The sequence below is a fragment of the Bradyrhizobium sp. HKCCYLRH2060 genome, assembly GCF_051168135.1.
In the GTDB taxonomy this organism is placed as follows: domain Bacteria; phylum Pseudomonadota; class Alphaproteobacteria; order Rhizobiales; family Xanthobacteraceae; genus Bradyrhizobium.
In genome coordinates, this window is sequence record NZ_JBNPUK010000021.1 from 82,067 (window position 1) to 107,308 (window position 25,242).

Below are 25,242 nucleotides of genomic sequence, written 5' to 3' on the forward strand. Positions count from 1 at the left end.
GTAGACGACCAGGGAGAGAGGCGCATGGCGCAGACTGCTGTTAAGACCGAGGCACCGGACACGCACGAGGAGCTCACGGACGGTTTCCATCTCGTCATCGACGCGATGAAGCTGAACGGGATCGACACGATCTACAACGTGCCGGGCATTCCGATCACCGATCTCGGTCGCATGGCGCAGGCTGAAGGCATCCGCGTGCTCTCCTTCCGTCACGAGCAGAACGCCGGCTACGCCGCAGCGATCGCCGGCTTCCTCACCAAGAAGCCGGGCGTCTGCCTCACCGTCTCCGCTCCCGGCTTTCTGAACGGCCTCACCGCGCTGGCGCATGCGACCACGAACTGCTTCCCGATGATCCTGGTCTCGGGCTCCTCGGAGCGCGAGATCGTCGACCTGCAGCAGGGCGACTACGAGGAGATGGATCAGCTCGCGATCGCCAAGCCGCTGTGCAAGGCGGCGTTCCGCGTGCTGCACGCCCAGGACATCGGCATCGGCTTCGCCCGCGCCATCCGCGCCGCGGTCTCCGGGCGTCCCGGCGGCGTCTATCTCGACCTGCCGGCAAAGCTGTTCGGCCAGGTGATGAACGCGCAGGCAGGCAGCGCCTCGCTGGTCAAGGTAATCGATCCGGCGCCGGCGCAGATCCCCTCGCCCGACTCCGTCAAACGCGCGCTCGATCTGTTGAAGAACGCGAAACGTCCGCTGATCATTCTCGGCAAGGGCGCGGCCTATGCGCAAGCCGATGAGGCGATCAAGACTTTCGTCGAGAAGAGCGGCGTGCCGTTCCTGCCGATGAGCATGGCCAAGGGCCTCTTGCCCGACCTGCATCCGCAATGCGCCGGTGCCGCGCGCTCGACCGTGCTGAAGGACTCCGACGTCGTGATGCTGATCGGCGCCCGCCTCAACTGGCTCTTGTCGCACGGCAAGGGCAAGAGCTGGGGCGAACAGCCCAAGAAGTTCATCCAGGTCGACATCGAGCCGAAGGAGATGGACTCCAACGTCGAGATCGCCGCCCCCGTGGTGGGCGACATCGGTTCGGTCGTCACCGCCTTCTCCGACGCGATGGGCAGCAACTGGGCCAAGGCGCCGGCCGAGTGGCTGAGCGCGGTGCAGAAGAAGCGCGAGGACAACGTCGCCAAGATGGCGCCGCGGCTGATGAACAACAACTCGCCGATGGACTATCACGGCGCGCTCGGCGTGCTCCGCACCATCATCAAGGAGCGTCCGGACGCGATCCTGGTCAACGAGGGCGCCAACACGCTCGACCTCGCCCGCGGCGTGATCGACATGTATCAGCCGCGCAAGCGGCTCGACGTCGGCACCTGGGGCGTGATGGGCATCGGCATGGGCTCGGCGATCGCCGCCGCGGTCGAGACCGGTAAGCCGGTGCTGGCGATCGAGGGCGACAGCGCCTTCGGTTTCTCCGGCATGGAGGTCGAGACCATCTGCCGCTACAATCTGCCGATCTGCGTCGTCATCTTCAACAATGACGGCATCTATCGCGGCACCGACCAGAACGCGGCGAGCGACGATCCGGCGACCACCGTGTTCGTCAAGGGCGCGCGCTACGACAAGATGATGGAGGCCTTCGGCGGCGTCGGCGTCAACGCGACCTCGCCGGACGAGCTGAAGCGCGCCGTCAACGCGGCGATGGATTCCGGCAAGCCCACCTTGATCAACGCCGTGATTGATCCCGCGGCCGGATCCGAGAGCGGCCGTATCGGCAACCTCAATCCGCAGAGCGTGCTGACGAAGAAGAAGTAAGGCCACCCGCAAGACATCACCTGCCCGCGCCATGCGGGATGACCAATCGTTACGGAGAGCAACACATGACCAAGGCGCTCGAGGGCGTTCGCATTCTCGACTTCACCCACGTCCAGTCCGGACCGACCTGCACGCAACTGCTGGCCTGGTTCGGCGCCGACGTGATCAAGGTCGAGCGTCCGGGCGTGGGTGACATCACCCGCGGCCAGCTGCAGGACATTCCGAACGTGGACAGCCTCTATTTCACGATGCTGAACCACAACAAGCGGTCGATCACGCTCGACACCAAGAACCCGAAGGGCAAGGAAGTCCTGACCGAGCTGATCAAGAAGTGCGACGTGCTGGTCGAGAATTTCGGCCCCGGCGTGCTCGACCGCATGGGCTTCCCCTGGGAGAAGATCCAGGCGATCAACCCGAAGATGATCGTCGCCTCGATCAAGGGTTTCGGCCCCGGCCCCTACGAGGACTGCAAGGTCTACGAGAACGTCGCGCAGTGCACCGGCGGCGCCGCTTCGACCACCGGCTTCCGTGACGGCCTGCCGCTCGTCACCGGCGCGCAGATCGGCGATTCCGGCACCGGACTTCATCTGGCGCTCGGCATCGTCACCGCGCTCTATCAGCGCACCCACACCGGCCGCGGCCAGCGCGTCACCGCCGCGATGCAGGACGGCGTGCTCAACCTCTGCCGCGTCAAGCTGCGCGACCAGCAGCGGCTCGATCACGGCCCGCTGAAGGAGTACAGCCAGTTCGGCGAGGGCGTGCCGTTCGGCGACGCCGTGCCGCGCGCCGGCAACGATTCCGGTGGTGGCCAGCCCGGCCGCATCCTGAAGTGCAAGGGCTGGGAGACCGACCCGAACGCCTACATCTACTTCATCACCCAGGCGCCGGTCTGGGAGAAGATCTGCGACGTGATCGGCGAGCCGACCTGGAAGACCGACCCGAACTACGCCAAGCCCGCCGCCCGCCTGCCGCGCCTGAACGAGATCTTCGGCCGCATCGAGCAGTGGACCATGACCAAGACCAAGTTCGAGGCCATGGACATCCTGAACGAGTTCGACATCCCCTGCGGTCCCATTCTCTCGATGAAGGAGATCGCCGAGGACGAGTCGCTGCGCAAGACCGGCACCCTGGTCGAGGTCGACCACCCGACCCGCGGCAAGTATCTCTCGGTCGGCAACCCGATCAAGCTCTCGGACAGCCCGGCCGACGTGACCCGCTCGCCCCTGCTCGGCGAGCACACCGACGAGGTCCTCCGCCAGGTGCTCGGCTTCAGCGACCACCAGGTCGCCGAGATCCACGACTCCGGCGCGCTGGATCCGCCGCGCAAGGAAGCGGCGGAGTAGCGATCTCGCGCCAGAGAAGACAGGCGCGGCCCGGTCACCCACCGGACATGGCACCCATCGACACCAAGCCGCCGGCATCCTCCGGCGGCTTTTTGATTCTCACGTCGGAGAATCAATCTCTCCCGCCGCACATCGACGGGGACCCTAGTCTCGGAGTGAGGTCGACGATCGCCCCTGGGCCGAGAATGTCTGGCATCCAGGACGCAGCCAACATGGCGCATGTCGTCGGAGATTCGACGGCTTGTGACCCTTAGCGAACATGAGCTTGGCGGCTCTAGTTTCCTCGGCGCTACGGGCCCACGTCAACCGGGCCTCCGACGAAACAAACGGCGATGAGCAAAGCTGGCTTTCTGTCCCCCTTACGAAAGCCGATTGATTTCCATCAACATGCCATCCGAGAATACAACTAATGGTTTTGTATCGGAGACGCCCAAACTGGATTCTAGGCGCACATGAGCCGATTAATCAGGGTTGCCGGCTGGGAAGGTGGAACTCAGGTCAATGTTGTATTTGTACACGGCCTAGGGGGACACCCATACGACACTTGGCGCCAAAGTGCCGAGAGCGATACTTTTTGGCCCGCTTGGCTTGCAAGCGAAATTCCGGGTCTGGCAACCTGGACCTTGGCTTACGACGCACCGCTCACTAATTGGCTCGGCACGGCAATGCCAATCCAAGATCGGGCCAACAACGTGCTGGAATGCCTTCTCGGACAGCACGACTTGAGGGATTTCCCGCTAGTGTTCGTGTGCCATAGTCTGGGCGGTCTTGTTGTGAAGCAGCTCCTTCGTGCTGCCGACGGACGACGCGCGTACGACCAGGAAGCAAAGTCTTTTCTCGATTCCGTAAAAGGTGTCGTCTTCATTGCCACGCCACACAGTGGATCAATACAAGCGACTCTGCTGGAAAAGTTGCGCCTTGCAGCCTGGCCATCCGATTCAGCTGTCGATCTTGTCAAGAACAACCCCAATTTGCGTGACCTCAACGTTTGGTACCGAAACAACTCGGCAGATATTCGTCACAAGGTTTTTTATGAAAAGCAGGGAACCGCAATCGGAATCATAGTCGCGCCAAGCAGTAGCGATCCCGGCTTGTTACATGTAGACCCCGTTGCTATCGATGCGGATCATCTGCAAATTTGCAAGCCCGTGGACAGAAGCGATCTAGTCTACATTCGAACTAAGGATTTTATTGAAGATACCATTAAAAGTGGCGATCTCAGCAAGATCTACGGACTATTTCGAGCGTGCGATCTACCTCAGTTGCCGCCAGCAAGACCGCCAACGCTCGTGCCAATTGCGATTCGGCTGGCAACTCTCTTGATCGTAGGCTTGATCATTCTCAGAGGGCTATTCCCTTCATACCTTTTGGGCCATGCTATTTTTGGGCAGATTGGAACCATCATGACAGCAGCGTTTGTGCTGCTGTTAATTTTGTACAATGCATGGATCTGGCGAACGCGGACGCCGCCCATCGGAATTAAGCGCCGGTTGGTCATTCACTTCCTTTCTGGTCTCGTCCTCATCGCGACCAGCGGCACAACGGCCATTTTAGTGTCTGACCGCTACGCGGCTCGGATGCTTCCCTCCCTGTTGTGCCGTCGCTCAGAAGGCCCCTCGTTCGCGCAAACGGCGATCTCTCGGCTCGAACGATACACAACCGGCGACGGCTCCCGTGACCTTGCTGCACGCCTCGATCTAGCGACCTGCTATGATCGAGCGGGGCGAACTTCTGACTACGTCGATACGCTCGATAAGTTACTATCCGATCCGGCTAGTCTGTCGATCCTGGGTCCGACAGAGTACGGTTCGCATGCGACTCTTCTCGGTCTTACGCTCTTAAGCGAAGAATTCTATTATTCACCGTCCAACCGATCGAAAGCGATTCGCTACCTACGCGCAGGTCGCCGCTATTTTCCGGGAAGCCCATTTCCGCTTCTCTATCTCGGATTTGCAGTTTCAGATGAGACAAAGGGTCGATCGTCGGAGCAGCAGCAGGAGATCGCAGAGATCTTTGCGGAAGCTCAGCAGTTGCTGCAGCAACCGCCATTTTCGCAAAACCCCGTACACATAAGAGAGTATCATTATTGGTATGGCAGGTCTCTAGCGCGCATCGACAAGCCGAACGACGCGAGCCGAGAACTGAACGCCGCGCTTGAGGGAGAGCAACGTGAGGATCGGCGTGACCATCTGTTTTTCTACCTAGGCCAGATCGAACTCCTCGACAGGCACGATCGTGAAGCAGCCTTGAAATGGTGGCGCCAGATGAAAAGCCGCGAGCGGCTGGCGGAGGCGGCTAGCAATTCCGCTATGTCTCTCTTCATCGATAGTGAAGGCTCAGAGGACAAGGCTCACCAAACGGAACTTCTCGGTCAGGCCGATCAAATGCTTATCTCTGCACAGACACTTGGGATACCAGCCCCCGAATTCCATGAAATGGCAGGATTGATCGCGATGGGCCGAGATCAATATAGGGAGGCGATGATTCAATTCGGCGCGTTGGTAGAGGCGCGGCCATTTCACGCCATTGCGTATTACTTGTTGGGCAAGGCGGCCCACTCTGCAAAGTCTTATGCGGAAGCTAGAACCGCCCTTTCGAAGGCCATTGAACTCGATCCGACCAATAACGAGGCCAAATATTTGCTCGGTCAATCGCTCGTACACCTCAATGAATGGGATAAGGCCGGCAGTATGCTCAGTGAAGCTGTCGTTGGGGCCCCTGAGAACCCGTCCTACCTTTGGGCGCTACTGGCTTGGCGCGATCTTCAGGCCAAGAGCGAATTCGAAAAAGATCCCGACGTGAGCGAGAATTCGTTTATCGAAGCTCTTAAGCTCTCGGAGCGGACAATTCGCGCCGCCGAAAAGGCAGACAATGCGGGCCTTGCCAAGCTGGCTCGTCGGGAGCGCGCCGAAATATGGAATTCGCTAGCTTATAGCTATATGTCTCGCGGACAGGCTTTGACAATGGCTATGAAGTACATCGATCAAGCATTGGAAGGCTGGCCTAAAGACGGGATGTTTCTGAGCACCAAAGCAGAAATTCTAACTAAGCGCGCCGAGCGGGAGCCTGCAGAATCGCCGCAAAGGGAAGCAAACCTAACACAAGCTGAAACCTTGCTCAATTCGGCCCTGAGTGATAAGACAATCACCTATGAACTAGCTGCCGCGTGTTGGGTGGACCTCGGGCGAGTAGAGAAACTACGCGGTAACCGCGATGCAGCCAACAAGAACTTCCTCAGGGCGCTAGAATTGGATCCGACGAACGCTAACGCTAAGAAGCTTGCCGACTGAGGGGCGAACGTCTGCTCGTAGCCATTTCGGACCCAAAGATCATTGCTTGCCGCGGTCTGTTACTAATCCCAGAGTGGATATCTGCCGAAGAAGCGCCAGCGTCTTCACTTCTCCGGCGGCCAATCCTGAAGCGCAAGGGCTGGGAGACCGACCCGAACGCCTACATCTACTTCATCACCCAGGCCCTGGTTGGGAGAATATCTACGACGTGATCGGCGAACCGACCTGGAAGACCGATCCGAACGCCTAACGCGGACCTTTCCCGTCGGCCCTCGCAACGTTTTGATCCAGAGCAAGGTCCTCTCGCGCTTCGATGTGCATTCTGCGAGGGTTCCCGTGGAGGTGTGCAGCGATGCGTCCCAACTTCACACTGCCGGAGCTTGAGAACGCGTTGGGGCGCGGCGTATGGCGATTGTGGTGCGATGGAGGGATGTCTTGGTAAGTCCGATCAGGAAGCCCCCAATCCTGGGGCACCCTCCCGTCCAACTCGAAACGTCCGTGCCGAAGGGCGGAACCAAGACCCCAAACATCGTCCACCCGGACGGCCACGACACCGCGTTCTCGATCCCCGCCGGCAAGACATTCGTGGTAACCGATGTCTCCGTTCAGCGGCTGTCCGTCCTTGGTACGGCGATGTTGTTGGAGGTCTCGCTGACGCAGGATATTCCCTCCAGCGGAGGAACGACAAATCGCTGGAGCTTCGTCGGGGAGACGACAGCCAATGTCGAGCGGACCTTCAGCACCGGAATTGCTTTCTCGACGCCGTTCGTGGTGAGAAACGGCAGCCAGAGCGGCGACACGGTTGTGGTTCGACTTTGGGGGTTCTTCCGATAGCGATCGAGCTGGCGCGCGCCAATTCTGGTCCGGAGGTCGCCTCCAGCAGCTCCTGATCCGGCCCCGCTTCGGCCGGGCTTTCATATCGCCACCGTCGGCAAGCGCAGGGCGTCGAGAAGACGAAGGCCGCTTCAGCGGGCAGGTCCTACGGTAGAAATTGCCTCGAGCGTCTTCCAACTCTTTGAAGATCTGACGAGCTACCTGCCGAATATTCCGCCCACCACACGGTGCATCGCGCCGCCGATCGCGCCGATGGGACCTCCGACATTCCGCTGATGTCGCGCGCGCCCTGCGCTGCGGCGGGGTTGACGGTCGGGTTTGGCAGTCTCGGTGGCTGCGTCCATCAGGACCTTGTGCTGAGCGGCGTTGAGGAAGCCGGTCGTGGGATAGCCGCGCTCCTCCTGCCAACGGGCGATGATGGCGCGAGTCTGCTCGTCGAACGTCCCGTTGATCCTGGTGCCGAACCCGAGCCTGGTCAGCCCCCGTTGCACGGCCCGACGCTTCGCCTTGGTGAGGCCGATCTGATTCTCGGTCTCCTGATTGGCTTCCTGGGCGGCGATCACCGTATCGGCGGGTGCCGACGCTTCACGCGGTGAGCTGCTCAGACCAGCGTGAGCGACCTGCGCGCTTCCGGCGATCGCCAGGATGGACAGTGCCACGATCAAGGCGCGCATGGCCTTATCCTTCGCCCTCAGGTCTGCCGATGACACGTTTCGAGGAATACAGCGCGACGCACTGAACGATCAACATCCGGCGACGCCACTCCGCTTCGTTGCAGAGTAACTGCGGCCCGGGCAGCACAGTTCCCTCACCTCGGGCCGATCGTTCCGTCGCGTTGCACGCGCGGGATCGGCGCACGGGATGGCAGATGTCGGCAGTCGCCGAGATACCCGGAGTTTGCCGGCTCGGTCCGCCGAGGAGGGATCGAGACCGACCGGCGCCTCGGTTGGGCGGCTCTTTCCATATGAAAATGCCGTTCTCGATAAGAAACCCCAATCGTAACATTCCTGCCGCATCGCAAAATGCTCATGCCGCTATGCAATATCGATCGTTGTATCTGGCATCTGGTATACGTAAATTCTCCTCAGTCAGAACGTCATACCGCCTCACTGAAGGAGACAAACCATGGCCAAGACCGTTGCCCTCCCCCTCGTTCAGCCCGTGTCCCTGTTCGGCCGCTTCCTCGCCGCCCTCGACCGCGTGCTGATGATCAGCGCCCGCGCTGCCAACCGCAACGGCGACCTGCCCTATTTCGGTCTCTGAGGCCGAAGGCGCTTCCGGCGCGCAGCCAGCACCGAAGCCCAACCAAGAGCCCCGGACCTCCGGGGCTTTTGCTTTTCGCGACACCCCACCGCCTGCGACAAATTGGCCTGCCAGGCATCCCACCCAATCTCCTCAATTGCGGTCGGTCACCTCTTCATACCAAAATCAAATCGGTCGATTGGCTGCGGATGCACCTCTTGTTGCCTGATCCCGGCTGCCAACACAACTTTTGGCTGCATGGGCATCGCAGGGGAGTACGGAGCTGACGACGGCCTGAAGCGCGGCACGGCGGAAAACGCCACCGGCCGGGCTCGACAGGTCAGTGGTTCGATTGGGCACAGCGGCCGCAAGAAGCCGTGCGTTCCGGGAATGAAGGGGAGAAAGCGTGATGAAGCGTTCCGTGTGCGTGGCCGTTATGGCCGGCATCGCCCTGATGGCAGGGCATATCCCGGCTCTGGCGGGATGGGAGCCCGTCCGGCCGGTCGAGTTCATCGTTCCGGCTGGCACCGGTGGCGGTGCCGATCAGATGGCCCGGACGATCCAGGGCATCGTCACCAAGCACAATTTGATGAAGCAGCCGCTGGTCGTGATCAACAAGTCCGGTGGCGCCGGCGGCGAAGGCTTCCTCGACGTCAAGGCGTCGGCCGGCAACCCGCACAAGATCATCATCACGCTGTCGAACCTGTTCACGACGCCGCTCGCGACCGGCATTCCTTTCAACTGGAAGGACCTCACTCCCGTCGCCATGCTGGCGCTCGACGAGTTCGTGCTCTGGGTCAACGCCGAGAAGCCCTATGCGACCGCCAAGGACTACATCGATGCGGTCAAGCAAGGCGGCGGCACCTTGAAGATGGGCGGCACCGGCTCGAAGCAGGAAGACCAGATCATCACGGTGGCGATGGAGAAGGCGACCGGCGCGAAGTTCACCTACATCCCCTACAAGGGCGGCGGCGAAGTGGCCGTGCAACTGGTGGGCAACCACATCGAATCCACCGTCAACAATCCCATCGAGGCGGTGGCGCAGTGGCGCGGCGGCAAGGTCAGGCCGCTCTGCGTCTTCGACGACAAGCCGATGGGCTATGACGAGCCGATCACCGACGGCAAGGCCTGGAAGGACATCCCGACCTGCAAGTCGCAGGGGCTCGACATCGAATATCTGATGCTGCGCGGCATCTTCATGTCGCCACGGGCCACCAAGGACCAGATCGAATACTACGTCGACCTGTTCAAGAAGGTGCGGGAGACGCCGGAGTGGCAGGAGTTCATGAAGACCGGTGCCTTCAACACCACCTTCATGACCGGCGCCGATTATGCCAAATGGGTCGAGACCGAAGAGAAGCGGCACGAGCTCCTGATGAAGGAAGCCGGCTTCCTGGCCTCGAACTGAGCGCCCTCGCATGAGCCGTCAAGGTGGATTCGCCGGCCCGAGCCACAAGGCGGTCGAGGTCGGCGTCACGCTCGCGATCGCGCTGTTCGGGATCATCGTGATCCTCGGCAGCGTGAAGGCCGGGATCAACTGGGGAGTCGAAGGGCCGCGGGCGGGGTTCTTCCCGTTCTACGTCGGACTTTTCATCGTCGCGGCCAGCGCGATGAACTTCCGCAGCACGCTGCGCGAGGATGACGGCCGTGTCTTCGCCGAATGGGGACAGCTGCGCCAGGTCATGAGCGTGGTGGTGCCGACGGCAATCTATGTCGGCGCCCTGCCCTTCACCGGCCTGTACGTCGCCTCCATGATCTTCATCGCATGGTTCATGCGGTGGCTCGGCAAATATGGCTGGCTCACGGTGGCGGCGGTCGCGATCGGCATGCCGGTCGTGACCTATCTGATCTTCGAGCGCTGGTTCATGGTCCCTCTGCCCAAGGGGCCGGTCGAGGACTGGCTCGGACTCTAACAAGAAACCTCATCCGCTGAGGGTTGCAGGACCAAGCCGGCATGGAAGAACTCGCCAATCTGTTTCACGGCTTCGCCGTCGCCCTCCAACCCTTCAACCTCATGGTGATGATCCTCGGGATCGTCCTCGGGGTGATCATCGGCGTGCTGCCGGGATTGGGCGGCGCCAACGGCGTCGCGATCCTGCTGCCGCTGACCTTCAGCATGCCGCCGACCTCGGCGATCATCATGCTGTCCTGCATCTACTGGGGCGCGCTGTTCGGCGGCGCCATCACCTCGATCCTGTTCAACATACCCGGCGAGCCATGGTCGGTCGCGACCACCTTCGACGGCTATCCGATGGCGCAGCAGGGCAAGGCCGGCGAGGCGCTCACGGCAGCATTCACCTCGTCCTTCGTCGGCGCGCTGTTCGCGGTCATCATGATCACGCTGATCGCGCCGCTGGTGGCCGGCTTCGCGCTTCAGTTCGGCCCCGCCGAGAAGTTCGCCGTCTACTTCCTCGCCTTTTGCAGCTTCGTCGGCCTGAGCAAGGAGCCGCCGTTCAAGACGATCGCGGCGATGATGATCGGTTTCGCGCTCGCCGCAGTCGGCCTGGATTCCATCACCGGCCAGCTCCGGCTCACCTTCGGCATCACCGAGCTGCTCAACGGCTTCGACTTCCTGATCGCCGTGATCGGCCTGTTCGGCATCGGCGAGATCCTGCTGACGATGGAGGAAGGACTGAGCTTCCGCGGCGGCAACGCGCAGATCAATCTGCGCGTTGTGCTGCACACCTGGAAGGAGATGCCGGCACACTGGCTCACCGCGCTGCGCTCCTGTGTGATCGGCTGCTGGATGGGCATCACCCCCGCCGGCGCCACGCCGGCCTCGTTCATGAGCTACGGCATCGCCAAGCGCCTTTCCGAGCGCGGCAAGAAGTTCGGCCATGGCGAGATCGAGGGCGTCGTCGCGCCGGAGACGGCAGCCCATGCGGCGGGCACGGCGGCGCTGCTGCCGATGCTGTCGCTCGGCGTGCCCGGCTCCCCCACGGCGGCGGTGCTGCTCGGCGGTCTCTTGATCTGGGGCCTGCAACCGGGGCCGATGCTGTTCGTCGAGCAGAAGGAGTTCGTCTGGGGTCTGATCGCCTCGATGTATCTCGGCAACCTCGCCGGCCTGCTCGTCGTGCTGACCTGCGTCCCGGTGTTCGCGGCGATCCTGCGCATTCCCTTCAGCATCATCGCGCCGCTCATCCTCGTGCTCTGTGCCATCGGCGCCTATTCGGTGCACAGCAGCACGTTCGATGTGGTGCTGATGCTGATGTTCGGCGTGCTCGGCTATCTGTTCAAGAAGTGCGGCTATCCGCTCGCGCCGCTGGTGCTCGCCATCGTGCTCGGCGACAAGGCCGAGGAGGCCTTCCGGCAGTCGCTGCTGGGATCCCAGGGATCGCTCGCGATCTTCTTCTCCAACGGGCTGGTCGGCACCATCATGGCGCTCGGGTTGATCGCGCTGTTCTGGTCGGCGATCCAGCAGGGCTACAACCGGTTGCGGGCGTTCGCCGCATAAACCCGCCCTTACTTCGATAGTTGAGCTACAAAGATCCTCTGCTGCGTCGTATTGTCGCTGCAGCGATTTGCCTTGCTTCTGCAGGCTTTTTTGTCGATCGCTGGTCTACCAGCGCCAACCGGCTCGATGAATCCGCTTGTCTATTGGCATATCATATACCAAACTCCGCATAGCTGTTAGGACAAAAATAGACAGCAAATAGACAGCCTGGAGGAAACATGACGGACTTGGCTCACGCGGGGGCGCCCGCATCTGCAAGAGTAAGCGACGCCTATCGCTGGACGCAGCTCGCGGTTGGCGTCCTGGCGATGGTGATGATCGCCAACTATCAATATGGCTGGACCTTCTTCGTCCCGGATATCGCCAAGACGTTCGGCTGGGATCGCGCCTCGATCCAGTGGGCCTTCACGCTGTTCGTGCTGTTCGAGACCTGGCTGGTGCCGGTCGAGGGCTGGTTCGTCGACAAATACGGCCCGCGCATCGTCGTGCTCGTCGGCGGCGTGCTGTGCGCCATCGGTTGGATGATCAACGCCTACGCCACCTCGCTCAACGGCTACTATCTCGGCATGATCATCGCGGGCATCGGCGCCGGCGGCGTCTATGGCACCTGCGTCGGCAACGCGCTGAAGTGGTTTCCCGACAAGCGCGGCCTCGCGGCCGGCATCACCGCGGCCGGCTTCGGCGCCGGCTCGGCGCTCACCGTCGCACCGATCCAGGCCATGATCCGCGACTCCGGCTTCCAGACCACCTTCCTGTATTTCGGTCTCGGCCAGGGCATCATCATCGTCATCCTCGCCTTCTTCCTGTTCGCGCCCAAGGAAGGCCAGGTGCCCGCGGTCACTCAGAACACCAACCTCGTCCAGAGCCGCCGCAACTACAACCCGACCGAAGTGATCCGTCAGCCGATCTTCTGGCTGATGTACTTCATGTTCGTGATCGTCGGCGCCGGCGGCCTGATGGTGACGGCCAACCTCAAGCCGATCGCCGGCGACTGGAAGGTCGACAACATTCCGGTGACGCTGATCGGCATGACCATGACGGCGGTGACGTTCGCAGCCACCATCGACCGCGTTCTGAACGGCCTGACACGTCCGTTCTTCGGCTGGATCTCTGACATGATCGGCCGCGAGAATACGATGTTCATCGCCTTCGGCATGGAAGGCATCGGCATCTGGGCGCTGTACATGCTGGGCCACGATCCGGTGTGGTTCGTGATCCTCTCCGGCTTCGTGTTCTTCGCCTGGGGTGAGATCTACTCGCTCTTCCCCTCGACCTGCACCGACACGTTCGGCACCAAGTTCGCCACCACCAATGCCGGCCTGCTGTACACCGCCAAGGGCACGGCAGCGCTGCTTGTGCCGATCGCGAACTACATGCAGCAGTCCTCCGGCAATTGGGACCGCGTCTTCATCATCGCGGCCGGCGCCAACATCCTGGCGTCGATTCTCGCGATCGCGGTGCTCAAGCCCTGGCGGCGGGTCGTGGTGCAGAAATCAACGCTCTGACGCACCCTTCGCGCTGCAGCAAAAATAAAAAAGAACGCTTCCAGATTGACGACGCTCGGCATTTTGCCGAGCGTTTTCTTTTGCTTGGCGGACGATTTCGGTCTCGCTGCAAAGCAGCATGTCGCACCCTGTGTCGCAGGCCATATTGCGGACTGGAATATGTTATACCAGAATGGCTCGATGCGCAGATGAGGAGCGCGCTCGCAGCGGCATCCTCCAACAGAGCGCGTTTGGGAGGACACATGGTTTCCAGCACAGAGGCAACACCGCCTGTCCAGGCACAGTCCAGCGGCTTCCGCTGGCTCCAGCTCGCGATGGGCATCATCTGCATGGCGATGATCGCCAACCTGCAATATGGCTGGACACTGTTCGTCGATCCGATCGACGCGAAGTTTCACTGGGGTCGCACGGCGATCCAGCTGGCCTTCACGATCTTCGTCGTCACCGAAACCTGGCTCGTGCCGGTCGAGGCCTGGTTCGTCGACAAATACGGCCCGCGCCTCGTCATCATGTTCGGCGCCGTCATGATCTCGCTGGCATGGGTGCTGAACTCCTACGCCGACTCGCTCACCCTGCTCTACGCCGGCGCCGTCATCGGCGGCATCGGCGCAGGTGCGGTGTACGGCACCTGCGTCGGCAATGCGCTGAAATGGTTTCCCGACCGCCGCGGCCTCGCCGCCGGTGCCACCGCCGCGGGCTTCGGCGCCGGTGCGGCGCTGACCGTGGTGCCGATCGCCAGCATGATCGCCTCAAGCGGTTATCAGAGCGCCTTCTTCACCTTCGGCATCGGCCAGGGGCTGGTCGTGTTCGTGCTCGCGATCTTCCTGCGGCCGCCGACGGTTGCGGTGCCGGCCCGCAAGAAGCAGCTCAACCTGCCGCAGACCAAGATCGACTACACGCCGCCGCAGGTGCTGCGCACGCCGATCTTCTGGATCATGTATCTGGTGTTCGTCATGGTGGCCTCCGGCGGCCTGATGACCGCCGCCCAGATCGCCCCGATCGCCCACGATTTCAAGATCGCCAACGAGCCGGTGTCGCTCGCCGGCTTCCAGATGGCGGCGCTGACGTTCGCGATCTCGCTCGATCGCATTTTCGACGGCTTCGGCCGCCCTGTGTTCGGCTGGATCTCCGACACGATCGGTCGTGAGCACACCATGTTCATCGCCTTCGGCACGGCCGCCTTGATGCTGCTGACGCTGTCGAGCTACGGGCACAACCCGATCGTGTTCGTGCTCGCCACCGCCGTCTATTTCGGCGTCTTCGGCGAAATCTACAGCCTGTTTCCGGCGACCTCGGGCGATACGTTCGGCAGCAAATACGCCGCGACCAACAACGGCATGCTCTACACTGCGAAGGGCACCGCCTCGCTCTTGGTCCCGCTCGCGAGCATCGTCTCCGCAAAATATGGCTGGCAGGCCGTGTTCGTGATCGGCGTCGCGCTGAACGCGACGGCCGCCTTGATGGCGCTGTTCGTGATCAAGCCGCTGCGCCGGGCCTTCATCCTCGGCAAGGAGCCGGTCACCGAGCCGGTGACGCAGGACGCCAGGATGGCGTGACGCCACGGTTTCCTCCCGCGACTTCAGGAGGCGCACCAGTGGTGCGCCTCTTTTTTTTGCGCCGGGGCGGGATGCCCCGGTCATATCCGGCAGTGTCGCTGACGTGTTTTTTCGGTGGCCTCGCGCACGAAAAGCCATCAAACCCGATTGACTTCTGGCATAACGTATACCAGACTTCCTCCCGTTCACTACCAACCAAACGGGAGGGTGCCATGAAGGTCGGAGACATCCTGCGCAACAAGACGGCGCGCGTGATCACGGTGCGAATGAACGAGACCGTCGGCGTCGCGGCGCAGCTGATGCGCGCCAGCAATGTCAGCGCCCTCGTCGTCAAGGATGTCGTCCGCACCGAGGGCAACACCGCGGCCGGCATGTTCACCGAGCGCGATGTCGTGCGCGCCATCGCCGAGCATGGCGCCGCCGGCGTCAACCTGAAGGTCTCGCAATTGATCTCGCCGCAGCGGCTGATCTCCTGCAGCACCGAGGATACGCTCGAACACGTGCGGCACCTGATGAACGTGCACCACATCCGCCACCTCCCGGTCATTGTCGACTTCGCGCTGGCCGGCGTCATCAGCATGCGCGACGTCTCCTCGGCCTTCGACGAAGCGGAAGCTCCAGTCGCCGCCTGACGCATCCAGCCCGGTCAGCGGAACCGGTTCAATCCTGAGAGAACCTTGTCGGAGCTGCGCGCCGCCTGTTAGGCGGTGCGCAGAGAGGAGCGGCACAGTAAGGTCGCCGTTCATGCTGACCCGACAGGATTCCTTGCGATGAAAGCCTATGTCTACGGCGCCCAGGGCGCCGCGATCACCGATATCGCCAAGCCCGCGCCGAAGGGCACGCAGGTGCTGGTGCGCGTGCGCGCCTGCGGCCTCAATCGCGCCGATCTCGGCATGACCAAGGGGCATGTGCATGGCGCCGCCGGCGGCGTCGGCACCGTCCTCGGCATGGAATGGGCCGGCGAGGTCGCCGAGCTCGGGCCCGACGCCAGGGGCGTGAAGATCGGCGACAAGGTCATGGGCTCGGGCAGCGCGGCGTTCGCCGAATACACCCTTGCCGACCATGGCCGGCTGTTCCACGCGCCGTCGAACATGAACTTCGACGAGGCCGCCACGCTGCCGATCGCGCTGACCACGATGCACAACGCCGTCGTCACCAACGGCGCTTTGCAGCCGGGCCAGCGCATGCTGGTGCAGGGTGCGAGCTCCGGCGTCGGGCTGATGGCGATGCAGATCGCCAAGCTCAAGGGCGCCCGGCTCGTGATCGGCTCCTCGACCGATGCGATGCGCCGCGGACGGCTCAAGGAGTTCGGCGCCGATCTCGCCATCGACTCCAGCGATCCTGCCTGGGTCGACCAGGTGCTGCAGGCGACCGACGGCGAGGGCGTCGATCTGATCGTCGATCAGGTGTCCGGCAAGGTTGCCAATCAGAACCTCGCCGCAACCAAGGTCCTCGGCCGCATCGTCAACGTCGGCCGGCTCGGCGGCACCCATGCCGACTTCAATTTCGACCTGCACGCGGCGCGCCGCATCACCTATGTCGGCGTCACTTTCCGAACCCGTTCGATCGAGGAGATCCGTACGATCTTCGACGAGGTGAAAAAGGACATCTGGGGGGCGGTCGAGCAGCGCACGCTGCGGCTGCCGATCGACCGCGTTTTCGCCTTCGACGACATTGGCGCGGCGTTCGCGCACATGGAGGCGAACAAGCATCTCGGCAAGATCGTGGTGACCTTGTGAACGCAACCTTCTGAGATTTAGAAGCACTCGAAACAGCGCGCGGTCCACGCCCATGGACCGCGCGATCCCGGCTTTCATGGTGCGGCCTCGGCTGCTACATCCGCCGCCATGAGAGACGCCGCCTCCCATGTCGATTCCGGGAAAACCCGTGTCGCCGCGATCTCGATCGCGGCGAGCGCCAGCATGGCCGCGGCGAAGTTCATCGTCGGCATCCTGATCGGCAGCCTCGCGCTCGTCTCCGAGGCCCTGCACAGCGCCGTCGACGTCGTCGCCACCGTCATCACGTGGATGGTGGTTCGGGTATCGGACCGGCCGGCCGACGACGAGCATCATTACGGCCACGGCAAGCTGGAGAGCCTGTCGGCGCTTGGCGTCATCGCCCTGCTCTACGTGCTGGCCGGCGGCGTGCTGGTCGAGTCCGTCAGCCGGCTGCGCGAGGCGGCGGCACCGCCGTCGCTGTCGGCGATTCCGTTCGTGGTGCTGCTGATCGACATCGCCGTCAATTTCTGGCGCGCCCGCGCGCTGCACCGGGCCGCGCACGAGACCCACAGCCAGGCGCTCGCCGCCGACGCTCTGCATTTTGCCTCCGACGTGCTCGGCTCGATCGCCGTCATCGCCGGCCTGGTCCTCACCGCGTTCGGGTTCTGGTGGGGGGATTCCGCCGCCGCGGTCGCCGTCGCCCTGATGATCTCGATGCTCGGCCTGCGGCTGGCGCGCTCCACCGTAGAAACACTGCTCGACCGCGCGCCGGAGGGCGCGGCCGAAAAGGCGCGCGCCGCGATCCGTTCGATCAATGGCGTCGTCGACGTCGAGCGGCTGCGGGTGCGGCTCGTCGGCGCGACGCATTTTGTCGACGCCACGGTGCAGGTGCCGCGCACCTACCCGATCGACCGCGTGCACGAGATCAAGCGCGATGCGCAGGCCGCGGTCGATGCCAGCCTGTCCGGCGCCGACGTCACCTTCACGACGGTGCCGGTCGCGCTCAGCAATGAGAGCGTGCGCGAGCGCATCATGGTGATCGCGCGCAATTCCGGCCTCGCGATCCATCACGTCACCGTCCATGATGTCGGCGGGCGCCTGATCGTCGCGATCGACCTCGAGGTCGACGGCGACATGAGCCTGTTCGCGGCACATGCGATCGCGCACGAGCTGGAACGCTCGATCCGCGACGAATTCGGCGCCGATGTCGAGGTCGACACCCATATCGAGCCGCTCGAGCCCGAGCTGCCGTTCGGCGTCGACGCGCCGGCGCAGCGGATCGCCGAGATCGCCGCGGCCCTGCAGCGCCTCGCCGCCGAGACCGACATGTACGACGTGCACAATGTCCGCGTCCGCAACACCGAGGCTGGCGAGATCGTCAACTTCCACTGCCGCGCAGCGCCGTCGATGAGCGTGCTGAAGGTGCACGACAATGTCGACCACATCGAGCGCGGAGTGCGTCGCGCCTTCCCGAGCGTCAAGCGCGTCATCAGTCACGCCGAGCCGCCGCACGGTTGAGGCCTGAACGTCACGCTGCGTTCCCGCTTCGGACTCACTCTGCCGGCTTTTCGCCATGGCAAATCCGCATTGGATAAGATTTATTAGCTTTTGCCAAATCGTTGACTCTCGACAGCCCGAGAAATCTGGATTCAAATCAACTTGATTCGGAAGCGGCTGGGGCTCTTTCGAAATTCGGGTATCCAAGAAGTTTCGGGGGTCTACAGCATGACGCGTGCGCATGCCGCGAACGCGTGCGTCCAATCTTCTGATTCCATCAAGGGGTTGGCGCAATCGATCGCGAAACCGGCCTATCAAAGGCTGCTGACTGCTGAGCCGGTATTGCGTCGTGCTGTCCCTACTTTGATCATCGCCTTTCTCGTCACCATCTGCCTCGGCGCTTTCGTCCAGGTGCTCGACCAGAGCCGTCAGAAGCGCGGCGCGACCAAGCGCGACCTGGCCGCGATCTCCGACCTGCTCGCCGACCGCATCGGCAATCTGGCGATGCGCCCGGACCGCATCGCCCATATCGAGCACCTGCAGAGCCTGCTGCCCGACCTGATCCCCGCCTGGGGCGCAGCGCCCGGCCGCCACGTGATCGTGACCGGCGCCGACCACCGCATTCTCGCCCGGGTTCCGGTCGACACCGGACTCGGCGAGAACGACCGTATCCTCGATTTGATCTCCACCGCGCAGCTCCTGGCGACGCCGGGCCTGCAGGGCGCGGTCACCGAGATCACGCTGCCGAACGGCCGTCCGGCCTTCGCGGTGTCGCAGTTGATCAAGGCGCTGCCTGGCCGCGTCGTGGTGATCCAGGAGAAGCTCGAGCCGATCTGGGGCTCGGACGCCGCACTCTCGGTCACGCTGTCGGCGACGACGGGCTTCGTCGTGCTGATCCTCGGCTTCGCCTTCCACTGGCAGTCGACCCGCGCCCGCGAGGGCGACCTGATCAACGACGCCGTGCGGGGCCGCATCGACACCGCGCTCAATCGCGGCCGCTGCGGGCTGTGGGACTGGGACCTGTCGCGCGGCCGCATCTTCTGGTCGAACTCGATGTTCGCGATGCTCGGCCTGGAAAACCGCACCGACCTCCTCACCTTCGGCGAGGTCAACGCGCTGGTGAACTCCGACGACATCGACCTGTTCGAGATCGCTGACCAGCTCGTCGCCGGCGACATCCACCAGATCGATCAGAGCTTCCGGATGCGCCACACCGAGGGTCACTGGATCTGGCTCCGGGTGCGTTGCGAGCTCAGCCAGGGCACCTCCGATTCCGGCCTGCACCTGATCGGCATCGCCGTCGACGTCACCGAGCAGAAGAGCCTGGTCGAGAAGACCGTCGAGGCCGACCTCCGCCTGCGCGACGCGATCGAGACGATCTCGGAAGCCTTCGTGCTGTGGGACGCCAACAACCGGCTGGTGCTGTGCAACTCGCATTTCCAGAAGCTGCACAAGCTGCCGGACTCCGCCGTGATCCCCGGCACCTCCTATGAGACCGTCATCGAGGTCGGCAAGATGCCGGAGATCCGCACGCGGCTGCACGATCACAGCCAGCAGGCGCCGGGCGGCCGCACCTTCGAGGCGCAGCTCGACGACGGCAGCTGGCTGCACATCAGCGAGCGCCGCACCAAGGACGGCGGCTACGTCTCGGTCGGCACCGACATCACCCGCATCAAGGAGCACGAGCAGAAGCTCGTCGACAACGACCTGCGCCTGCGCGCCACCGTGATCGACCTGCAGCGCTCGCAGAGCGCGCTCGAGCGCCAGGCGATCGAGCTTGCCGACCTCGCGGAGAAATACTCGCAGGAGAAGACGCGCGCCGAGGAAGCCAACCAGACCAAGTCGAAATTCCTCGCCAATATGAGCCACGAGCTGCGCACGCCGCTCAACGCCATCATCGGCTTCTCCGAGATCATGGGCAGCGGCATGTTCGGCTCGCTCGGCTCCGAGAAGTACCAGGAATACTGCCACGACATCCTGACCTCCGGTCAGTATCTGCTCGAGGTGATCAACGACATCCTCGACATGTCGAAGATCGAGGCCGGCCGCATGAAGCTCGACATGGAGCCGCTCGACCTCGCCAAGACGCTGGCGGAATCGCTGCGCGTCGTCTCCGGTCGCGCCCTGGACAAGAGCCTCGTCCTCGACGCCGACATCGGAGGCAGCATCCCCGTCGTCGCCGACCGTCGCGCCACCAAGCAGATCATGGTCAACCTGCTGTCGAACGCGGTGAAGTTCACCCCCGAAGGCGGCCGTGTCACGATGCGGAGCCGCGTGTTCGAGGACAAGGTCGTGCTCATCATCGCCGACACCGGCATCGGCATCCCCGCGCAGTCGCTGGCGCGGCTCGGCCGCCCGTTCGAGCAGGTCGAGAGCCAGATGACCAAGACCTATCACGGCTCCGGCCTCGGCCTCGCCATCGCCCGCTCGCTGGCCCAGTTGCACGGCGGCTCGATGCGGCTGCGCTCGCGGCTGGAGTGCGGCACCGTCGTCCGCGTCACCCTGCCCCGCGACGCGTACAAGGCGACGGCGAGCATCTCGGTCGCGGCCTGAGCGCGGCGGCCCCGGACTGCCGTAGCGTGGGCAAGGTGCACCCAGCTCGTTGTAGTGAACACGGCCTCCGCGCGGCGGATGATGCCCAGGAATGCGATCGGCTTGCCCTTCAGAAGGGCAGCGCGGGCTGCATGACGCAGGTGGATGACCGCATCACGACATCGCTTCGTGCTTGGTAAGCAACATTGGCGGAACATGGTATTGACGCACCTACGCATGGGCAACTAAGGCAATCGCTCCGAAAACTGGAGTACCGCGTGTGATCATCGCCTTTATCGTTGCCGCCTTCGCCTATCGCTTTGCCATGCTCGGCATCTCGATCCGCAACGAAAAACGGCTGCGCACCGACGGCGCCGTCGAATACGGCGCATCCGTGTCGCGCTGGCTGGCCATCGCGCATGTCGCTTTCTATCTCGCAGCGACGGCCGAGGGCCTCGTCCGGGATGCACCGCTCGACGCCGTCAGCATCATCGGTTTCGTGATCTATCTGTTCGGCGCGGTGATGCTGCTCGTGGTGTCGCAGTTGCTCGGTCGCCTCTGGACCGTCAAGCTGATGCTCGCGCGCGACCACGCGCTGGTGACCCATCCGCTGTTCCGGATCGTGCGCCACCCGAACTACTTCCTCAACATCCTGCCTGAGCTGATCGGCTACGCGCTGACGCTGCACGCCTATGTCACGCTCGTGGCCGGCCTGATCATCTATGCCGTGCCGCTGACCTTGCGGATCCGGCAGGAGGAGAAGATCATGCGGGAGCAATTTGCGGCCTACTGAGCGGAGGCAGCCGCTCCGCGAGTTCGCAGCGCGGACCGCAACTTTCACCAAGTCCGGCGCTCGACGCCCGTGCAAGGGTTCGATGACCATCATCGGACCCAAGGGAGCATCGCGATGCTGAAGCGGATTTGGCACGGCTGGACCAGGGCGGTGGATGCCGATGCCTATGAGGAGCTGCTGCGGTCGACGATCTTTCCAGCCATCGTCGATCGGGCAATCGAAGGATTTCTAGGCATCGAGCTGCTGCGCAGACCGCTGGAGGCCGAGGTCGAATTCGTGACGATCATGACCTTCGCCGATCAGGCGGCGGTGGTTCGCTTTGCGGGTCCAGCGCATGACGCGGCGGTGGTTCCGCCCGCGGCGCGGAAGCTGCTCAGCCGCTATGACGCCCATGCCGCGCATTACGAGCTCCGGGCCACGCGCCACGCGCAAGGCCAGAGCTCCGCGACCGCATGAGAGCCCGAAGTCCGCCGATGACGCCGGCGAGGTCGGGTGACGGTGCCGACATGCGCCTCACGCCTGCAGGCTGGGCGCGACCTCGCGCGCCACCTGCACCAGGGCCGCGATCAGCGGCGTCATCGGGTCGCGCTGCGGGATGACGAGGCCGATCTGGTAGTTGATCACGGGATCGACGATCGGGATCGAGCGCACCTTGTCGGCGAGGCCGAGCGTCTCGGCAAGCTTGGCCGGCATCACGCTGGCCCAGCGGCCGGTCTTTACATGGGTGTAGAGCACGAGCAGCGAGTTCGAGGTGAGCGTCGGCGTGACGTCGTTGCCGGCGGCGCGCAGCGCGCGGTCGATGATGCGGCGGTTCTGCATGTCGGGCGTCAAGAGGCACAGCGGCACCTGCCCGACATCCTTCCAGGTCACCTGCTCGCGATCGCCGAACATGGCGTCGGGCGCCGTCAGCAGGCGGTAGCTCTCGTTGTAGAGCGGGATGGTTCTGACACGGCCGATCGGCTCGTTCTCGATGTAGGTCAGTCCGGCGTCGACCTCGAGGTTCTCCAGCAGTCCCAGCACGTCGGCCGAGGTGCACGACATGATGCGGAACCGGACCTCCGGATGCTTGGCGCGGAACGGCGTCGTCAGCGACGCAACCATGCCGAGCACGGTCGGCACCGCCGCGATGCGGATCTCGCCGGACAGCTTGTCCCTGAGGCCATTGATCTCCTGGCGCATCGCCCGGAAGTCGCCGACGATCCGGCGCGCCCAATCCAGTGTTCGCTCGCCTTCGGGCGTGAACCCCTGGAACCGCGAGCCCCGCTGCACCAGCATCACCCCGAGGATCTCCTCGAGCTGCTTGATGCTGGTCGACATGGTCGGCTGGGTAACGCCGCACGCCTCCGCCGCCCGGCCGAAATGACGCTCCTTGGCCAGCGCCAGCAGCAGTTCGAGCTTGTCGATCAAGAGGTCGGCCTTCCAGCGGTTGAACGGCCCGGTTCCACGCGTTTTCGGCGGCTGCCGGCCAGGGTGAAACCTATCACGACGAGGGTGTCGCCGACACGGTAAAACGCGGCCGCAAGCCGGTCGCGCGAAGGCCCGTTTTTCGTCAACTTCTAGCTATCTCTCGATTGCGTTTCGCTATCGCAGCACGGGACTGCTTTATTGATATCTTGAGCAATTCCAATTTGGATGTGCGAAACGCTTGCAACGCAGAATCGGGATCAGGATGACGCCCAAGATGACGCCGATGTACGAAAGTTGGGACGCGGCGCGCGGCGCCGAGATCATCGCCGAACATAGCAAGATGGAGGGAGCAACCTTGCCCATCCTCCATGCGTTGCAGGAGACGTTCGGCCACGTGCCGGAGGATGCCATTCCGATGATCGCATCCGCTTTGAACCTCTCGCGCGCCGAGGTTTACGGCGTGTTCACGTTCTACCATGATTTCCGGGCCAAGAAGGCCGGTCGTCACGTGCTCAAGCTGTGCCGCGCCGAGGCCTGCCAGGCCGCTGGCGGCGACGCCCTCGCGGCCCGCGCCGAAGCCAAGCTCGGCATTGCCATGGGCAACACGACGGCCGATGAGCGCGTCACGCTCGAGCCGATCTACTGCCTCGGCCTGTGCGCCACCGCGCCATCGGCGATGCTCGACGGCCGGCTGGTCGGCCGGCTCGACGAAGCCCGGATCGATGCCCTCGTCTCGGAGGCCCAGCGATGAGCGTGCGTCTTTTTGTCCCGTGTGATGCCGGCGCACTCGCCGTCGGCGCCGATGAGGTCGCCCACGCGCTGCACAAGGCGGCGCTGGAGCGGAAGGTCGATATCGAGATCGTGCGCAACGGCTCGCGTGGGTTGTACTGGCTGGAGCCGCTGGTCGAATTGGAGACGGCGCAGGGCCGGTTCGGCTTCGGACCGGTGACAGCAGACGACGTTCCGTCCCTGCTCGACGCTGTTATCGCCGACAAGTCGCACAAGCTCTCGCTCGGCCTGACCGAGGAGATCCCGTGGCTGAAGCGGCAGACCCGCCTCACCTTCGCCCGCTGCGGCATCGTCGATCCGCTGTCGCTCGACGACTACCGCGCCCATGGCGGCTACAAGGGCCTGACGCGCGCCCTGTCGCTGACGCCTGACGCCGTGATTGCCGAGGTCACCACCTCCGGCCTGCGCGGCCGCGGCGGTGCCGGCTTCCCGACCGGCATCAAGTGGAAGACGGTGGCGCAGACCGCGGCCGACCGCAAATACGTCATCTGCAACGCCGACGAGGGCGACAGCGGCACCTTCGCCGACCGCATGCTGATGGAAGGCGATCCCTTCGTGCTGATCGAAGGCATGACCATCTGCGGCATCGCGGTGGGCGCCACCAAGGGCTACATCTACACGCGTTCGGAATATCCGCACGCCATCGCGACCATGACCAAGGCGATCGACATCGCCAGGAAGGCGGGCCTGCTCGGCGACAAGATCGCGGGCTCGAACTATACGTTCGAGCTGGAGGTCCGCACCGGCGCCGGCGCCTATGTCTGTGGCGAAGAGACCGCGCTGATGGAGAGCCTCGAGGGCAAGCGCGGCATCGTGCGCGCCAAGCCGCCGCTGCCCGCCCATCATGGTTTGTTCGGCAAGCCGACCGTGGTCAACAACCTGCTGTCGTTCGCCGCGATCCCGTTCATCCTCGACGAGGGCGCCAAGGCCTATGCCGATTTCGGCATGGGACGCTCGCGCGGCACGATGCCGATCCAGATCGCCGGCAACGTTAAGTTCGGCGGCCTGTTCGAGACCGCATTCGGCATCACGCTGGGCGAACTGGTCGACGACATCGGCGGCGGCACCTTCACCGGCCGTCCCGTTCGTGCGGTGCAGGTCGGCGGTCCGCTCGGCGCCTACTTCCCACGCGCCCTGTTCGACACGCCGTTCGACTACGAGGCGTTCACCGCCAAGGACGGCCTGATCGGCCATGGCGGCATCGTCGTGTTCGACGACACCGTCGACATGTCGAAGCAGGCGCGCTTCGCGATGGAGTTCTGCGCCATCGAATCCTGCGGCAAGTGCACGCCCTGCCGCATCGGCTCGACGCGCGGCGCCGAGACCATCGACAAGATCCGCCGCGGCGAGCGCGTCGCCGAGAACATCGCCCTGGTCGAGGACCTCTGCGGCACTATGAAGCTCGGATCGCTCTGTGCACTCGGCGGCTTCACGCCCTACCCTGTGCTCTCGGCGCTGAAGCACTTCCGCGAAGATTTCGGCCCCCAGCAGCCGCGCCTGCAGGCTGCGGAATAAGATATCGGG

General features: G+C 63.5%; 21 protein-coding genes. 18 read left to right on the forward strand and 3 right to left on the reverse strand.

Annotated elements, in window-relative coordinates; translation table 11 throughout:
* The first annotated feature begins 24 nt into the window (after positions 1 to 24).
* The 4 genes from oxc to ACQR10_RS29710 all read left to right on the forward strand — a co-directional run bounded on the left by oxc (position 25) and on the right by ACQR10_RS29710 (position 7,225).
* The gene (gene oxc, locus ACQR10_RS29695) at positions 25 to 1,758 is read left to right on the forward strand and encodes an oxalyl-CoA decarboxylase (RefSeq protein ID WP_316218509.1); all 1,734 of its coding nucleotides are present in this window, start codon (positions 25 to 27) and stop codon (positions 1,756 to 1,758) included.
* Between the two features lie 65 nt (positions 1,759 to 1,823).
* Positions 1,824 to 3,101 carry a formyl-CoA transferase gene (gene frc, locus ACQR10_RS29700; protein ID WP_315805096.1) on the forward strand — a complete coding sequence of 426 codons (1,278 nt, stop codon included), beginning with the start codon at positions 1,824 to 1,826 and terminating at the stop codon, positions 3,099 to 3,101.
* A 452-nt stretch (positions 3,102 to 3,553) separates the two neighbouring features.
* The gene (locus tag ACQR10_RS29705) at positions 3,554 to 6,391 is read left to right on the forward strand and encodes a tetratricopeptide repeat protein (RefSeq protein WP_316218510.1); all 2,838 of its coding nucleotides are present in this window, start codon (positions 3,554 to 3,556) and stop codon (positions 6,389 to 6,391) included.
* 498 nt (positions 6,392 to 6,889) lie between these two features.
* A complete protein-coding gene (locus ACQR10_RS29710; RefSeq protein WP_315805095.1) occupies positions 6,890 to 7,225 on the forward strand; it encodes a hypothetical protein in 336 nt (111 codons plus the stop codon).
* Positions 7,226 to 7,422: 197 nt separating this feature from the next.
* On the opposite strand, the gene ACQR10_RS29715 is transcribed toward ACQR10_RS29710, so the two are convergent.
* On the reverse strand, positions 7,423 to 7,899 hold the full coding sequence (locus tag ACQR10_RS29715) for a peptidoglycan-binding domain-containing protein (RefSeq protein WP_316218511.1): 477 nt from the start codon (positions 7,897 to 7,899) through the stop codon (positions 7,423 to 7,425).
* 451 nt (positions 7,900 to 8,350) lie between these two features.
* Between ACQR10_RS29715 and ACQR10_RS29720 the strand changes: the two genes are divergently transcribed.
* From ACQR10_RS29720 to ACQR10_RS29755, 8 genes are all read left to right on the forward strand, one after another.
* Complete coding sequence (locus ACQR10_RS29720; protein WP_315805093.1) at positions 8,351 to 8,488, forward strand: hypothetical protein; 138 nt, start codon at positions 8,351 to 8,353, stop codon at positions 8,486 to 8,488.
* A 388-nt stretch (positions 8,489 to 8,876) separates the two neighbouring features.
* Positions 8,877 to 9,875: a Bug family tripartite tricarboxylate transporter substrate binding protein gene (locus tag ACQR10_RS29725; RefSeq protein ID WP_315805092.1), complete on the forward strand. Its 999-nt coding sequence runs from the start codon at positions 8,877 to 8,879 to the stop codon at positions 9,873 to 9,875.
* Between the two features lie 10 nt (positions 9,876 to 9,885).
* A complete protein-coding gene (locus ACQR10_RS29730) occupies positions 9,886 to 10,380 on the forward strand; it encodes a tripartite tricarboxylate transporter TctB family protein (RefSeq protein ID WP_316218512.1) in 495 nt (164 codons plus the stop codon).
* A 41-nt stretch (positions 10,381 to 10,421) separates the two neighbouring features.
* Positions 10,422 to 11,921, forward strand: coding sequence for a tripartite tricarboxylate transporter permease (locus ACQR10_RS29735; RefSeq protein ID WP_434912174.1), 1,500 nt, complete (start codon positions 10,422 to 10,424; stop codon positions 11,919 to 11,921).
* A 218-nt stretch (positions 11,922 to 12,139) separates the two neighbouring features.
* On the forward strand, positions 12,140 to 13,426 hold the full coding sequence (gene oxlT, locus ACQR10_RS29740; RefSeq protein ID WP_315716169.1) for an oxalate/formate MFS antiporter: 1,287 nt from the start codon (positions 12,140 to 12,142) through the stop codon (positions 13,424 to 13,426).
* A 242-nt stretch (positions 13,427 to 13,668) separates the two neighbouring features.
* A complete protein-coding gene (gene oxlT, locus ACQR10_RS29745; protein WP_315805089.1) occupies positions 13,669 to 14,982 on the forward strand; it encodes an oxalate/formate MFS antiporter in 1,314 nt (437 codons plus the stop codon).
* A gap of 212 nt (positions 14,983 to 15,194) precedes the next feature.
* Positions 15,195 to 15,614: a CBS domain-containing protein gene (locus ACQR10_RS29750; protein ID WP_172114347.1), complete on the forward strand. Its 420-nt coding sequence runs from the start codon at positions 15,195 to 15,197 to the stop codon at positions 15,612 to 15,614.
* A gap of 138 nt (positions 15,615 to 15,752) precedes the next feature.
* Positions 15,753 to 16,721 carry a quinone oxidoreductase family protein gene (locus ACQR10_RS29755; protein WP_316218514.1) on the forward strand — a complete coding sequence of 323 codons (969 nt, stop codon included), beginning with the start codon at positions 15,753 to 15,755 and terminating at the stop codon, positions 16,719 to 16,721.
* A 74-nt stretch (positions 16,722 to 16,795) separates the two neighbouring features.
* Here the strand turns inward: ACQR10_RS29755 and ACQR10_RS29760 are convergent, their stop codons facing one another.
* On the reverse strand, positions 16,796 to 16,924 hold the full coding sequence (locus ACQR10_RS29760; RefSeq protein ID WP_315716165.1) for a hypothetical protein: 129 nt from the start codon (positions 16,922 to 16,924) through the stop codon (positions 16,796 to 16,798).
* Here ACQR10_RS29760 and ACQR10_RS29765 point away from each other — a divergent pair.
* The 4 genes from ACQR10_RS29765 (at position 16,905) to ACQR10_RS29780 (ending at position 21,978) form a co-directional block, all read left to right on the forward strand.
* Positions 16,905 to 18,218 (forward strand): cation diffusion facilitator family transporter, encoded by a 1,314-nt coding sequence (locus ACQR10_RS29765; protein ID WP_315805086.1) that lies wholly within the window; start codon positions 16,905 to 16,907, stop codon positions 18,216 to 18,218. The two genes, ACQR10_RS29760 and ACQR10_RS29765, sit on opposite strands and share 20 nt — an antisense overlap.
* A gap of 207 nt (positions 18,219 to 18,425) precedes the next feature.
* A complete protein-coding gene (locus tag ACQR10_RS29770) occupies positions 18,426 to 20,750 on the forward strand; it encodes a sensor histidine kinase (protein WP_315805085.1) in 2,325 nt (774 codons plus the stop codon).
* Between the two features lie 259 nt (positions 20,751 to 21,009).
* A complete protein-coding gene (locus ACQR10_RS29775; protein WP_316182740.1) occupies positions 21,010 to 21,522 on the forward strand; it encodes an isoprenylcysteine carboxyl methyltransferase family protein in 513 nt (170 codons plus the stop codon).
* A gap of 114 nt (positions 21,523 to 21,636) precedes the next feature.
* Entirely contained in the window at positions 21,637 to 21,978 is a 342-nt protein-coding gene (locus tag ACQR10_RS29780; RefSeq protein ID WP_316218515.1) for an antibiotic biosynthesis monooxygenase, read from the forward strand.
* A gap of 57 nt (positions 21,979 to 22,035) precedes the next feature.
* Here the strand turns inward: ACQR10_RS29780 and ACQR10_RS29785 are convergent, their stop codons facing one another.
* On the reverse strand, positions 22,036 to 22,929 hold the full coding sequence (locus ACQR10_RS29785) for a LysR family transcriptional regulator (protein ID WP_315805080.1): 894 nt from the start codon (positions 22,927 to 22,929) through the stop codon (positions 22,036 to 22,038).
* Between the two features lie 274 nt (positions 22,930 to 23,203).
* Here ACQR10_RS29785 and ACQR10_RS29790 point away from each other — a divergent pair, with 274 nt between their 5' ends.
* Together ACQR10_RS29790 and ACQR10_RS29795 are read left to right on the forward strand one after the other, a co-directional pair.
* Positions 23,204 to 23,680 (forward strand): formate dehydrogenase subunit gamma, encoded by a 477-nt coding sequence (locus tag ACQR10_RS29790; RefSeq protein ID WP_315805167.1) that lies wholly within the window; start codon positions 23,204 to 23,206, stop codon positions 23,678 to 23,680.
* A complete protein-coding gene (locus ACQR10_RS29795; protein ID WP_316218516.1) occupies positions 23,677 to 25,233 on the forward strand; it encodes a formate dehydrogenase beta subunit in 1,557 nt (518 codons plus the stop codon). Before ACQR10_RS29790 ends, ACQR10_RS29795 begins: the two co-directional genes overlap by 4 nt.
* Positions 25,234 to 25,242: the final 9 nt, after the last annotated feature.

Coding starts and splice junctions, on each gene's coding strand:
- oxc (WP_316218509.1), top strand. CDS start 25: ATGGCGCAGACTGCTGTTAAGACCGAGGCACCGGACACGCACGAGGAG.
- frc (WP_315805096.1), top strand. CDS start 1,824: ATGACCAAGGCGCTCGAGGGCGTTCGCATTCTCGACTTCACCCACGTC.
- ACQR10_RS29705 (WP_316218510.1), top strand. CDS start 3,554: ATGAGCCGATTAATCAGGGTTGCCGGCTGGGAAGGTGGAACTCAGGTC.
- ACQR10_RS29715 (WP_316218511.1), bottom strand. CDS start 7,899: ATGCGCGCCTTGATCGTGGCACTGTCCATCCTGGCGATCGCCGGAAGC.
- ACQR10_RS29720 (WP_315805093.1), top strand. CDS start 8,351: ATGGCCAAGACCGTTGCCCTCCCCCTCGTTCAGCCCGTGTCCCTGTTC.
- ACQR10_RS29725 (WP_315805092.1), top strand. CDS start 8,877: ATGAAGCGTTCCGTGTGCGTGGCCGTTATGGCCGGCATCGCCCTGATG.
- ACQR10_RS29730 (WP_316218512.1), top strand. CDS start 9,886: ATGAGCCGTCAAGGTGGATTCGCCGGCCCGAGCCACAAGGCGGTCGAG.
- ACQR10_RS29735 (WP_434912174.1), top strand. CDS start 10,422: ATGGAAGAACTCGCCAATCTGTTTCACGGCTTCGCCGTCGCCCTCCAA.
- oxlT (WP_315716169.1), top strand. CDS start 12,140: ATGACGGACTTGGCTCACGCGGGGGCGCCCGCATCTGCAAGAGTAAGC.
- oxlT (WP_315805089.1), top strand. CDS start 13,669: ATGGTTTCCAGCACAGAGGCAACACCGCCTGTCCAGGCACAGTCCAGC.
- ACQR10_RS29750 (WP_172114347.1), top strand. CDS start 15,195: ATGAAGGTCGGAGACATCCTGCGCAACAAGACGGCGCGCGTGATCACG.
- ACQR10_RS29755 (WP_316218514.1), top strand. CDS start 15,753: ATGAAAGCCTATGTCTACGGCGCCCAGGGCGCCGCGATCACCGATATC.
- ACQR10_RS29765 (WP_315805086.1), top strand. CDS start 16,905: ATGGCCGCGGCGAAGTTCATCGTCGGCATCCTGATCGGCAGCCTCGCG.
- ACQR10_RS29760 (WP_315716165.1), bottom strand. CDS start 16,924: ATGAACTTCGCCGCGGCCATGCTGGCGCTCGCCGCGATCGAGATCGCG.
- ACQR10_RS29770 (WP_315805085.1), top strand. CDS start 18,426: ATGACGCGTGCGCATGCCGCGAACGCGTGCGTCCAATCTTCTGATTCC.
- ACQR10_RS29780 (WP_316218515.1), top strand. CDS start 21,637: ATGCTGAAGCGGATTTGGCACGGCTGGACCAGGGCGGTGGATGCCGAT.
- ACQR10_RS29790 (WP_315805167.1), top strand. CDS start 23,204: ATGACGCCGATGTACGAAAGTTGGGACGCGGCGCGCGGCGCCGAGATC.
- ACQR10_RS29795 (WP_316218516.1), top strand. CDS start 23,677: ATGAGCGTGCGTCTTTTTGTCCCGTGTGATGCCGGCGCACTCGCCGTC.